Genomic DNA, 12118 nt, shown 5'->3' on the forward strand with positions numbered 1-12118 from the left:
GCCGAACAGTTCAACTCGCTGTTCCAGCGCAACGTCCTCAACTACGGGTTGCCCGCGATCACCCTCCCGGATGCCCGCTCGATCATCACCGAGGGTGATCTGTTGGATATCGACATTCGCGCCGCGACGTTGCACAACGTCACGCAAGCCACGACGTACACGTTCGAGCCGTTCCCAGCGTTCATCATCGAGATCCTCGCCGCCGGCGGACTGATGAACCAGCTCGAGACGGCCGGCCACCTCCGCGCCCCGGAGCCTCACACGTCAGCGCCCCGTCCATGAAGCGCGATGCCGCGCCCTCGGACCCCGCCGCCTTGCGCACGCTCTTCGCCGCGATCCCCCAAAGCGTCGTCGCGCTGTGCGGGCTCGACCCGTCGGGAACACCGCGCGGGATGACCGCCAGTTCGTTCACCCCGATCTCCCTGCAGCCCCCACTGGTGTCCGTGGCGATGGCCCACACGTCCACTACCTGGCCGATACTGCGACGCATGTCGCGACTCGGCATCAGCCTGCTGTCGCACTCCCAAGGGCCCACGTGCAAGGCGCTCGCGGCGAGGAAACCCGACCGGTTCGCCGATCTGCAGTGGACACCGGCGAGCGGAACCGGTGCGGTCTTCATGAATGAGGCCGCCGCCCACCTCGAATGTGAACTCTTCGACGAACTTCCCGCCGGAGACCACCTCATCGCTCTCCTGCGAATCACGTCACTGGGTGTCGACGATCGTCGTGAGCCACTCCTGTTTCACCGCAGCAGATTTCGACGAGTTGTCAATGACCCGTCACGGAAGAGTGAACGAACGTGACCGAACGACTGTAGTGCTCGGGGCCGGCAGCGGGCTCGGCGCCGAGATTGCCCGCCAACTCATCATGCCGGGTCGCGAGGTGCACGGGGCGTCAATCGCTCGTCGACGCGCACGATCTCGGGTCGCGCTCGCAGACCCATTCCGCCTTCGATCGCACGTTCGGTCCTTTTCCGGTGACCAGCCACCCAGACGCGATGAAGCACACGATCACCTGGTATCGCGACACCAAACGGTGATCAATGTGGGAATGACACCGATGGCGATTCTTGCGGGATCGAGAGCGTGGATCGAGAGCGTGTGGGTGAGATTGGAAATGCCTCTTGCTCGCGCTTCCTCCTCGAAGAGGAACGCGTCGCGTTGGAGTCGATTTACCTAAAAGGAGGGCCACCCCGTTTCTGACATTTCGGGCTCGATCAACGGAGGAGACACGTGCGATGAGAGCAGTAACCGTGCAGCCTGGAGGCGTCGTGGAGATTCAGGAACACCCGGATCCGCAACCAGGAGTCGGCGAGGTGCTCGTCCGAATCCATGCCGCAGGTGTGAACTTTGCGGACTTGGGCCAACGAATGGGCGTCTATCCCGCGCCCGTTGGCTCACCTCCCGACATCCCAGGCCTGGAGCTGGCGGGCGAAGTGGTCGCCAAAGGGCCCTTCGCAGAACGCTTCGCCATCGGAGACCGCGTCATGGGCGTGGTGGGCGGGGGCGCGCAGGCGCAATTCCTGGCCGTGCACGAGCGTCAACTGATGCCGATACCTGCAGCGCAGACATGGGAACAGGCCGGTGGGTTTCCCGAAGCGTTCGTCACTGCCCACGATGCGCTGGTCACGCAGGGGCGGGCCCGCCCTGGCGATCGCGTGCTCATCACAGGGGCTGCTGGCGGCGTCGGCGTCGCGGGTGTCCAGATTGCGGCCACCGCGGGTGCCGAGGTCATCGCATCGGTGCGCAACTTCGACAATCGTGACGCGATCGTGAAACTAGGCGCAGCCCAGGCCATCGATCCCACCGAGGCCGAAGAGAACGGTCCTTACGACGTCATCCTGGAGCTCATCGGAGCGCCGAACTTCGAATCCGACCTGCGCTCGCTGAACGTGCGCGGGCGGATCGTCGTCATCGGCGGGAGGCCAGAAAAGCTCGACGCCACAACCGCTCTCGGCTTATTGGGCCAAAAGCGCGGTACCGTCAGCGCGAGCACGCTGCGCTCCCGTCCGCTGGAAGAAAGGGCCAACGCCGCCCGCGCGGTCGAGCGCGAGGTCCTCCCGTTCTTGGCGAAAGGCAAGATCACTGTGCCTATCGCAGATACCTATCCTCTCGATGACGCGGCCCGTGCTTACGACTCGTTCCGCGGACGCGGAAAGCTCGGTAAAATCGTGCTGCTTCCGTATTCGTAGGGCTTTCGAGGCGGCCGCGTCGTACGTCGCTTTCGACCAACACCAAGCTCGATCCACACAGGGCGCGAGAGCAAGCGATCGCATTGTTCAGTCAGTTGGTCGGCGCACAGCTCATCGCCCGCGCTGTCGCCCAGGCCAACGCGATCCACGCCATGGCCCAGCCGAGCATCATCTGCAGAACCAACTCGGGTCGTCGGGAAGCACGCCCGGCACGGCGTCGGCCTCGGGAGTATTGATGGAGACATGGACCTGAAACTTGCAGGACGCGCGGCCATCGTATGCGGAGCGTCGTCCGGGATGGGCCTCGCGATCGCGCGGGGACTGGCCGCCGAGGGCGTCGATGTCGTCATGGCGGCGCGCCGCCGTGACGTACTGGACGAGCAGGCCGCGGCCGTCGGTGCCGTCAGTCATCCCCTCGACCTGACCGATCCCGCGGCGGCGCAGGGGCTCGTCGACACGGCCATCGACCGCTTCGGTCGGCTCGACGTCCTCGTCTGGAACTCCGGCGGCCCGCCGCCAGTGGCGGCCTCAGACGTCACCGCCGACGATCTGACCGCAGGGTTCGCGTCACTCTTGGCACCGCTCGTCCGTCTGGTCGGGGCGAGCCTTCCGCATCTGCGCGCCAGCGATGCGGGTCGCGTGCTGGCCATCACCTCGGCCGGATCTAAGGAACCAATACCGAATCTGGCGATCTCCAACGCGCTGCGGCCCGGCGTCGCCGGCTATCTGAAGAGCCTGTCGCGCGAGGTCGGCCGCGACGGCATCACCGTCAACTGCCTGGCTCCGGGATTGATCGACACCGCGCGCGTCCGTCAGGTGCATCCCGACGGTCCCCCGCAGACGATGCTCGACGACGTGGCTATCGGAAGGCTGGGCACTGCAGAGGAATTCGCGGATGTTGCGGTGTTCCTCGCGTCACCGCGGGCCTCCTACGTCACGGGAACGACGATCAGTGTCGACGGTGGCCTCGCGCGCTTCTTGTTCTGACTAGCCGTTGGCAAGGGTGGTGTTATCGTCCAAAACCACGTGCGCTGAACGCCCGGGGAGATGGCGACTGAGGTAGCGGTCCACGTCATCGCCGAGTTCGCCGGTGCGTTCGACGTGGACCAGTGCAGTTCCGAGCAAGGAAGGGAGCTCCGCGATGGCTGCCGAGCCGTTCGAGGTCACCGTCAGCGAAGCCGAGATCGCAGATCTGCGGGAGCGGTTGCGACGGACGCGGTGGCCCGAGCCCGAGCCGGTGGACGACTGGTCACAGGGGCTGCCGCTGGCCTATGCGCAGGACCTGTGCCGCAGTTGGGCCGAGGTCTACGACTTCGGATTCGCCGCGCGGCTCAACGCCTTCCCGCAGTACCGCGACATCGTCGACGGGCTCGGCATCCACTTCCTGCACGTCCGTTCCCCGGAGCCCAACGCGTTCCCGCTGGTTCTCACGCACGGGTGGCCGGGTTCGGTGCTCGAGTTCCTGGAGGTCCTCGGCCCGCTGACCGACCCGCGCGCGCATGGAGGGGATCCGTCGGACGCGTTTCACGTGGTCGCGCCGTCGTTGCCCGGGTACGGCTGGAGTGACAAACCATCGACCACCGGGTGGGGCGTCGAGCGCATCGCCCGCGCCTGGGACACGTTGATGGTGTCGCTGGGTTACGAGCGGTACGGCGCGCAGGGCGGTGACTGGGGTTCGGCGGTGTCCGGCGCCGTGGGCGAGGTGGCGCCCGAGCGGGTCGCCGGCGTACATCTGAACATGGGCTCCGTGCCGTTGGGCAAGTTCGACGACCCGACGCCAGCGGAGTTGGCGAACCTCAAGGCCGCGAAGGAGTTTCAGCGTACTGGCCGGGGCTACTCGGGGCAGCAGGCGACGCGGCCGCAGACACTCGGCTACGGCCTGACCGACTCCCCGGCAGGACAGGCCGCCTGGATCGCCGAGAAATTCTGGGCCTGGACCGACAACGACGGCAACCCCGAGGACGCGGTGTCGCGGCAGGCGATCCTCGACGAGATCTCGGCCTACTGGTTCACCGCGTCAGCCGCGTCGTCGGCGCGCCTGTACTGGGAGAGCTTCAGCAGCTTCCGAGACAAGGTCACCGCGCCGTCGGGGCTGTCGGTGTACCCGCGCGACATCACCCGCCCGTCGCGGCGAGAGGCCGAACTGCGGTTCACCGACCTTCGCTGGTTCGAGGAAATGCCGCGCGGTGGCCACTTCGCCGCGTTGGAGCAGCCGGAGTCGCTCGTCGAACAGGTGCGCGGGTTCTTCCGCCTCGTCCGCTGAGCGGCCGCCTCCCAGGACGCCGTACCCCCTTCACCGCCGCCGCACTGCTTCGACCATCGCGGGGCCGTCGCCGTGGCATCGAGTATCTCGGCTTCGCGTCGCCTTGATCGCGAACCGGACACAGCCGGCCGACGCAACACGAACAACAGGAGCCACGTTGTTAACGTCGCCCGGTGCAGGACTCGCCGGGAGCCCCCGACCTACGGCCGTCGCACCCGGTTTCCCGGCGCGACGCGCTGCGCTACGTTGTCGCCGCGTCGGCGCTGGCCGGGCTGGGAGCCGCAGCAGCAGGTGCTGGCGCGCCCGCGGCTTCGGCCGCCGCCCCCACACTCATCGACTTCGCCATGCGTCAGGTTCCTGCCAGGGATATCCGGGCCGCGGGCCACTCCGGGGTCATCAACTACGTGTCGACGTCGCGGCCCGGCTCGTCCTTCGGCGCCAAGCCCATCACCCTGCCCTACGCACAGTCGCTGACCGCCGCCGGGCTGGTGATCGTCAGCAACTTCCAGTACGGCAAGCCGGGAGGGACCGCACCGTCGGACTTCCTGCGCGGGTACGCCGGGGGCGTCGCCGATGCTCGCACCGCGTGGCAACTCCATACCGCCGCAGGTGGCGGCCAGAGTGCGCCGATCTTCTTCAGCGTCGACGACGACATCGACCGCGAGACCTGGAACAATGTTGCGCTGCAATGGTTCCGCGGCATCAACTCGATGATCGGCGTGCAGCGTACCGGCATCTACGGCGGCATCAAAGCGTGCCAGTGGGCCACTGCCGACGGAGTGATCGGACGCTCCCGTTCGCCCGGTCACGTCTGGGCATGGCAGACGCGGTCATGGTCGGGCGGCCAGATCCATCCCGCCGCCGTTCTCTACCAGAGGGTGGTGAGCACGGCATCGAATCCAGGCCCGGTGGTCGGCGGGCTCGAAGTCGACGTGAGCGACGTCCTGGCCCAGGATTGCGGCCAGTGGAACATGCATCCGTGACGTCGTAAGAGGGCAGGAGCTGGAGCCGGGCCCGCGGATGTTCTTCCCGCACGGTTCGGTCACCAGCCATCACGGGGTGCACTGAGAGCAAGATCGCGCCGACACGAGGTCACACGACGACGCCCGCTGTCGGTGGCTCAGGGGACAATGGATCCGCCCGCCCCCGTGCTGCCCACACCTCGGCACGTCCCCGCCCCGATGGAGAGAACCAGCAGTGAGTTACACCGCCGCCGACATCACCGAGCTCGACGATGTCCAGCACACGCGCCTGCGGCCTGCGGTGAACCTGGGTCTGGACGTACTCAACACCGCGCTGCGGGAGCTGGTGGACAACGCGATCGAAGAGGTCGCCGATCCCAGCCACGGCGGTTCCGCCGTGACGATCACCCTGCACGTCGACGGATCCGTCAGCGTCGCCGACGACGGCCGGGGGCTGCCCGTCGACTCGGACCCCGTCAACGGGAAGAACGGCATCGTCAAGACGCTCGGAACCGCGCGGGCAGGCGGCAAGTTCTCCGCACACGTCGACGCCGCCAGCACGGGTGCCGGACTCAACGGAATCGGCGCCGCCGCAGCGGTGTTCATCTCCGCACGGACCGACGTGACCGTGCACCGGGCCGGAAAGACCTTCCTGCAAAGCTTCGGCGGCGGCTACCCCGGCGTGTTCGAGGGCAAGGACTTCGACGCAAATGCACCGTTCACCCGCGCCGACACGCAGAAACTGCGCGGCACCGCCAACCGCAAACCCGACGCGCACGGCACGACGGTGCGCATCCTGTTCGACCCGGTCGTCGTACCGGACTCGAGCGTGGACGTCGGCGAGGTGCTGTTGCGCGCCCACGCCGCCGCGCGGATGTCACCGGGGGTGCATCTGGTCGTCGTCGACGAAGGCTGGCCCGGCGAGGAGATTCCGCAGGCGTTGCTCGAGCCGTTCAGCGGGCCATGGGGTACCGACACACTGCTGGACCTCATGTGCGCCGCCGCAGGCACTCCCCCACCCGGTGTCCGCGCGGTCGTCGAGGGCCGCGGCGAATACACCACCGGCCGCGGCCCGACCCCGTTCCGCTGGTCGCTGACCGCCGGTCCTGCCGAACCGGCCACCGTCGCCGCGTTCTGCAACACCGTGCGCACCCCCGGCGGCGGATCCCACCTGACGGCCGCGGTGAAGGGGCTGTCCGAGGCGCTGGCCGACCGCGCCTCCCGCATTCGCGACCTGGGCCTGGCCAAGGGCGAGGACGGCCCGGAGGCCCAGGATTTCGCGGCGGTCACCGCGCTGGCCGTCGACACCCGCGCGCCCGACGTGTCATGGGACTCCCAAGCCAAGACCGCGGTGTCATCGCGGTCACTGAACCTGGCGATGGCCCCTGACGTAGCACGCGGCGTCACCATCTGGGCCGCCAACCCCGGCAACGGCGACACCGTGTCGTTGTGGACCAAGCTGGCCCTCGAGGCTGCCCGGGCTCGGCGCAGCGCCGAGGGCGCGAAGGCGCGGTCACGCGCGGCGTCGAAGGCCAAGGGCCTGGGAACGAATCTGTCGCTGCCCCCGAAGCTGCTGCCGAGCCGGGAGACCGGGCGCGGATCGGGTGCCGAGTTGTTCCTGTGCGAGGGCGATTCCGCGCTGGGCACCATCAAGGCGGCTCGCGACGCCACGTTCCAGGCGGCCTTCCCGCTGAAGGGCAAGCCGCCCAACGTCTACGGGTTCACCCTTAGCAAGGCACGGGTCAAGGACGAGTTCGACTCGATCGAACGCATCCTGGGCTGCGGGGTGCGCGACCTCTGTGACCCGGAACTGTGCCGCTACGACCGGATCCTGTTCGCCTCCGACGCCGACCCCGACGGCGGCAACATCAACTCGAGCCTCATCTCGATGTTCCTGGACTTCTACCGGCCACTCGTCGAAGCCGGGATGGTCTACGTCACGCTGCCGCCGCTGTTCGTCGTCAAGGACGGCACCGAGCGGATCTACTGTCAGGACGAGTCCGAACGCGACGCCGCGGTGGCGCAGTTGAAGGCCACCTCAAAGCGCAAGGTAGAGGTGCAGCGCAACAAGGGACTGGGCGAGATGGACGCCGACGACTTCTGGAACACCGTGCTGGATCCGCAGCGGCGCACGGTGATTCGCGTGCATCTCGACGACGGTGAAGCAAAGCTGCACCACACTCTGTTCGGCGGACCGCCGGAGGGTCGGCGCACGTGGATGGCCGACGTCGCCGCCCGCGTCGACACCGCAGCGCTCGACCTGACGTAGGAAGAAGTATCGTGACCGCCACTCTGGACGTTCCTCAGCAGAACCCCGACCTGGTGCTCGACCAGAGCGCCGATGACTACTGGAACCACTACCAGCTCACCTTCGCGCTGTACAGCGTCAGCGATCGAGCCATCCCGTCGGCGTTCGACGGACTCAAGCCGGGTCAGCGACGGCTGCTCTACCAGATGCACGACTCCAGACTGCTGCCAGGGAACAAGCCGCAAAAGTCCTCCAAGGTCTGCTCGGCCGTCACCGGAAACCTGCACCCACACGGCGGCGCCTCGATGTACGGGGCCGCAGCGCTGATGGCCGCCGAATTCCAGCGCGTGAAAGTCATTGATGGACAAGGGGCATTCCCCCGCATCCAAGGCGACATTCCCGCCGCCGACCGCTACACCGAGATGCGGCTCTCGGCACCAGGCGCCGCACTGACCGCCGAACTCGACGACCACGCCGTGCCGATGGTGCAGACGTTCGACGGCGAGTGGACCGAGCCGACGGTGCTGCCTGCGCGCTGGCCCGTGCTGCTGTGCAACGGCGCCGTCGGAATCGCCGAGGGCTGGGCCACCAAGGTGCCTGCCCACAATCCACGCGAGATCATGGCCGCGTGCCGAGCGCTGCTCGCGAGGCCGAACCTGTCCGACGACAAGCTGGCCGAACTGATTCCCGGCCCGGACTGGGGATGCGGATCCGCCGTCGTCGGCACCGCCGGGCTGCGCGAGTACTTGACGACGGGCCGGGGAGCGTTCACGGTGCGCGGCACGGTGTCCGTCGACGGAAAGAACGTCATTGTCACCGAACTGCCGCCCGGTGTCGCCAGTTCGACTGTGCAGGAGAGGATCCGAGCCCTGGTCGAGTCCGGGGAGATGTCCGGCGTTGCCGATATGTCCGATCTCACCGATCGCCGCAACGGGCTGCGCATCGTCGTCACGGCCAAACGCGGCCACAGCGCCGACCAGATCCGTGATCAGTTGCTCGCCCTGACCCCGCTGGAGTCGACCTTCGCCGCCAGCCTCGTCGCCCTCGACGAGAACCGCGTCCCGCGCTGGTGGTCGGTGCGTGACCTGATTCTGGCGTTCCTTTCCCTACGCGATTCGGTGGTGGTGCGCCGAAGCGAGTATCGGCTGGAAAAGGTGACCGCACGTCGTCACCTGGTGAGCGGCCTGATGACGATTCACCTCGACATCGACGCAGCAGTGGCGGTAATCCGCGGGTCCGACACCGTCGACGAGGCGCGGCAGGGGTTGCAGGACCGGTTTTCGATCGATGCCGAGCAGGCCGATTACGTTCTTGGACTGCAGCTTCGACGACTGACTCGGCTGGACGTCATCGCGCTGCAGGCTGAAGCCGAGAAGCTGGACGCCGAATTCGAAGTCTTGACCGAACTGGTGTCGAACCCCGATGCGCGGCGCAAGGTGATCAACGCCGAGCTGAAGGAGACGGCGAAACTGTTCGACGGTGCCGAGTTCGACCGTCGCACCGTGCTGGACGTGACGGCGACGCCGGTGACGTCCGGTGCCGACGAGGAGGGTGCGCGCGAACGCAAGGTCAACGCCGCGTGGCGCCTCGATGACCGGGGAGTGTTCTCCGACAGCCACGGCGAGCTGCTCACCGCCGGTCTGGGATGGGCGGTGTGGACCGACGGGCGGATCAAGTTCACCACCGGAGGCGGACTTCCCTACAAGACTCGCGACATCCCGGTGGCCCCGGACATCACCGGACTGCTGCGCTCCGGTGTGCTCGCGCCCGGTTCGCATCTGGCGCTGGTGACGCGGCGCGGAAAGGTTCTGCGCATCGATCCCTCCGCGGTCAACCCTCAGGGCGCGGCGGGCAACGGCGTGGCGGGCGTGAAGCTGGCGGGTGACGGCGACGAGGTCATCGCCGCGCTGCCCGTCACCTGTGCGAACGGCGAAGCCATCCTGTCCCGATCTGAAAAGAGCTGGAAGGTAACCGAAGTGGCGGATATCCCGGTCAAGGGCCGCGGTGGCGCCGGAGTGGGATTCCACCCGTTCGTGGCGGGCGAGGGCGCGGTGCTTTCGGTGTCCATCTCTGCGACTGGGTTCGTGCGCAGCGGCAGGGCGGTGCGCGCCGAGAATCGCGCGAAGGCTTCGGTCAAGGGTTCCGGCGGTGAGATAACACCTGCCGGGTAGAGCGGGCGCCCGTCGCCGCCCCGTCTGGCCAATCCGCGCGATGCCCCGGCTTGGTTGAGTTGAACGACACGTGCGTGCCCTTTTCGAATGGGCGAGTTCGGAATCAGATTTCGTGCTGGCGGCGATACCGTTCCAAGCCCGGCTTCGCCGCACGTTCCAGGAGCGGCCGGATGTGCTGCATCGCAGCGGGGTTCAGTCCGAGGATCTTGATCAACCAGCCGTCGTGGCGCGGCAGGAACCGCTCCAGCCGCGGCCGGTCGAGGTTCGCCACGACCGCATCAGCGACGGTGCCCGGACTCAACGGCGTGGTGAGGAAGTTGAGTGCCGACCCGCCGTTGGCCGCTTCGCGGCGCAGCATCGGGGTGTCGACCGCGCCAGGATGGACCAGGCTGATCTTCACGCCGGTCTCGCGCTGCCGCAGCGCCAAGCCGAGCATGAACGCCCTTAGCCCGGCCTTCGAGGCGCTGTAGCCAAGGCTCTCGGGCAGCGGCATGATCGCCGCGAGCGAGACGACCGAGATGACGTGGCCGCGCCGGTGTTGCAGTGCGGGGAGCAGGGTTCGGGTGAGCAACATGGGCGCGTGCAGGTTGATGAGTTGTTCCCGGTGGATGTCGTCGGGGTCAGTACCTTCGATCGGGCCGGCCAGGACGATCCCGGCGTTGTTGATGAGCAGATCGCAATGCCCCCCTGCGGCATTGACGGCGGCCAGCACCGCCGCATGAAAGTCGGGGTCGGTGAGGTCAGCGCGGACGGGGATCGCCGAATCCGGAAGGCGTTGCAGCCCTTGAACGTCCATGTCGACCGCCAGCACCTGATAACCGCGGGTGACGAGTCGACCACAGATCGCGGAGCCGATCGCACCGGCAGCTCCCGTCACCACCGCGGTCTTCACGTCCGCGCGGCCTTTCTGATGGCCCCACGGCGCTGGCCGTCGAACATGCCGGGGGTGAGGTCTTGCCAGCCTATGCGTCTACGAACGTCGGCCAAGTAATTCCGGTAGGTGCGGGCGTCGACGTAGGACCGGTGCCGTGGCGAGTCGAGAAAGTGGATGCCACCGCTGAGCTGTGGGCGGTCGTGGGCGATGAGGCGCTCGAATGCCGCGGCCCGCGCAGGATTGTCCTTCTGGTCGTGCAGGTACTGTGCGACCAGATTGCTGATGTGGTCGAAGATCGTGTAGGCGCTGGAATTGAACTCGATGTATCCCAGCCCGATCAGATTGTGGTGATCGCGATTGAACGTCGACAGGTAGAGATCCGGCCGTCCATCCCGCCACTGGAAGTACTTCTCGTCCATGTAGGGAATGGACCAGTCATAGCCGGTGGCGTAGAGAATCAGGTCGATCTCCTCGGCAGTGCCGTCGACGAAACGGACCTGGTTGCCGTCCAAGCTGTCGACGTCGGGGCGGATGGCGACGTCGCCGTGCTGAAGATGGTGCAGGAGTTGACTGTTCAGCAGGGGGTGAGATTCGAGCAACTTGTGATCTGGCTGGGGCAGCCCGTACCTCCTGAGGTCTCCCTGAAGGAGTCGCAGCAGCAGACTCAGCAGCGGTCGTATGACCCGGATCGGGAGTTCAGGGCCGCGGTCGGAGATCTCATCAGTCGGAACTCCGAAGAGGTGCTTCGGGATCACGTGATAGCCGCGGCGCACGCTGACATAGGCCTCGTCGGCGCTGGCGGCGGCGTCGCAGGCGATGTCGGCGCCGGAATTACCCAAACCGACGATCAGCACCCGCTTGCCGCGGAACTCCGCGGAATCGCGGTAGGTCGACGAGTGCCGGATCTCACCGGCGAACGTGCCAGGATGTGCGGGGGTGCGCGGTGACCAGGTGACGCCCGTTGCGAAGATGACTGCCTCGTATTGCCGTCTGGTGCCGTCGGATAGCGTCACCTCCCAGGCGTCACCGGCCCGTTCGACGTGCTCGACCGGGCAGTCGAATCGAATGGCCTCGCGCAGGCCGAATGCGTCAGCGAAGTCGCGGGTGTAGGCGAGGATTTGGCGGTTGCCGGGGTAGTCCGGAAACGACTCGGGCATCGGAAAGTCGAAGAAACCGGATGTCTTTCGCGACGAGATGAAGTGCGCCGACTCGTACATCGGGGTGCCCGGGTTGTCGAGGTCCCAGATCCCGCCGACGTCGGAATGCCGCTCGTATTGGTCGTAGGGAATGCCCAGTCGCTTGAGTGCGCGCGCCGCCGATAATCCGGCCGGTCCGGCGCCGATGATGCAGACACGTCCCACGGGGGCGTGGGTGCTACTGGTCAATGGATTCCTCCTGACGATGTGGAT

General features: G+C 67.0%; 9 protein-coding genes and 1 pseudogene. 8 read left to right on the forward strand and 2 right to left on the reverse strand.

The window, feature by feature from the left end; all coding sequences use genetic code 11:
- The 8 genes and pseudogenes from ABW137_RS27950 to ABW137_RS27985 form a co-directional block, all read left to right on the forward strand.
- Positions 1-282 (forward strand): annotated as a pseudogene (locus tag ABW137_RS27950) (hypothetical protein); the annotation flags it as partial.
- Entirely contained in the window at positions 279-803 is a 525-nt protein-coding gene (locus ABW137_RS27955) for a flavin reductase family protein (protein WP_526404831.1), read from the forward strand. The pseudogene ABW137_RS27950 and the gene ABW137_RS27955, both read left to right, overlap by 4 nt.
- 512 nt (positions 804-1315) lie before the next feature.
- Positions 1316-2191, forward strand: coding sequence for a zinc-binding dehydrogenase (locus ABW137_RS27960; protein ID WP_526404833.1), 876 nt, complete (start codon positions 1316-1318; stop codon positions 2189-2191).
- A 243-nt stretch (positions 2192-2434) separates the two neighbouring features.
- On the forward strand, positions 2435-3178 hold the full coding sequence (locus ABW137_RS27965; protein ID WP_526404835.1) for an SDR family oxidoreductase: 744 nt from the start codon (positions 2435-2437) through the stop codon (positions 3176-3178).
- Positions 3179-3332: 154 nt separating this feature from the next.
- Positions 3333-4454: an alpha/beta fold hydrolase gene (locus ABW137_RS27970; protein ID WP_526404837.1), complete on the forward strand. Its 1122-nt coding sequence runs from the start codon at positions 3333-3335 to the stop codon at positions 4452-4454.
- Positions 4455-4627: 173 nt separating this feature from the next.
- A complete protein-coding gene (locus tag ABW137_RS27975) occupies positions 4628-5437 on the forward strand; it encodes a glycoside hydrolase domain-containing protein (RefSeq protein WP_526404839.1) in 810 nt (269 codons plus the stop codon).
- 214 nt (positions 5438-5651) lie between these two features.
- Positions 5652-7685: a toprim domain-containing protein gene (locus ABW137_RS27980; protein ID WP_526404841.1), complete on the forward strand. Its 2034-nt coding sequence runs from the start codon at positions 5652-5654 to the stop codon at positions 7683-7685.
- Positions 7686-7696: 11 nt separating this feature from the next.
- The gene (locus ABW137_RS27985) at positions 7697-9835 is read left to right on the forward strand and encodes a DNA gyrase subunit A (protein ID WP_526404843.1); all 2139 of its coding nucleotides are present in this window, start codon (positions 7697-7699) and stop codon (positions 9833-9835) included.
- A gap of 103 nt (positions 9836-9938) precedes the next feature.
- On the opposite strand, the gene ABW137_RS27990 is transcribed toward ABW137_RS27985, so the two are convergent.
- Together ABW137_RS27990 and ABW137_RS27995 are read right to left on the reverse strand one after the other, a co-directional pair.
- On the reverse strand, positions 9939-10727 hold the full coding sequence (locus ABW137_RS27990; RefSeq protein WP_526404845.1) for an SDR family NAD(P)-dependent oxidoreductase: 789 nt from the start codon (positions 10725-10727) through the stop codon (positions 9939-9941).
- A complete protein-coding gene (locus ABW137_RS27995; protein WP_526404847.1) occupies positions 10724-12094 on the reverse strand; it encodes a flavin-containing monooxygenase in 1371 nt (456 codons plus the stop codon). The genes ABW137_RS27990 and ABW137_RS27995 overlap by 4 nt, the downstream gene beginning before the upstream one ends.
- Positions 12095-12118: the final 24 nt, after the last annotated feature.

It is taken from the genome of Mycobacterium sp., from assembly GCF_040509115.1.
Lineage (GTDB): Bacteria > Actinomycetota > Actinomycetes > Mycobacteriales > Mycobacteriaceae > Mycobacterium.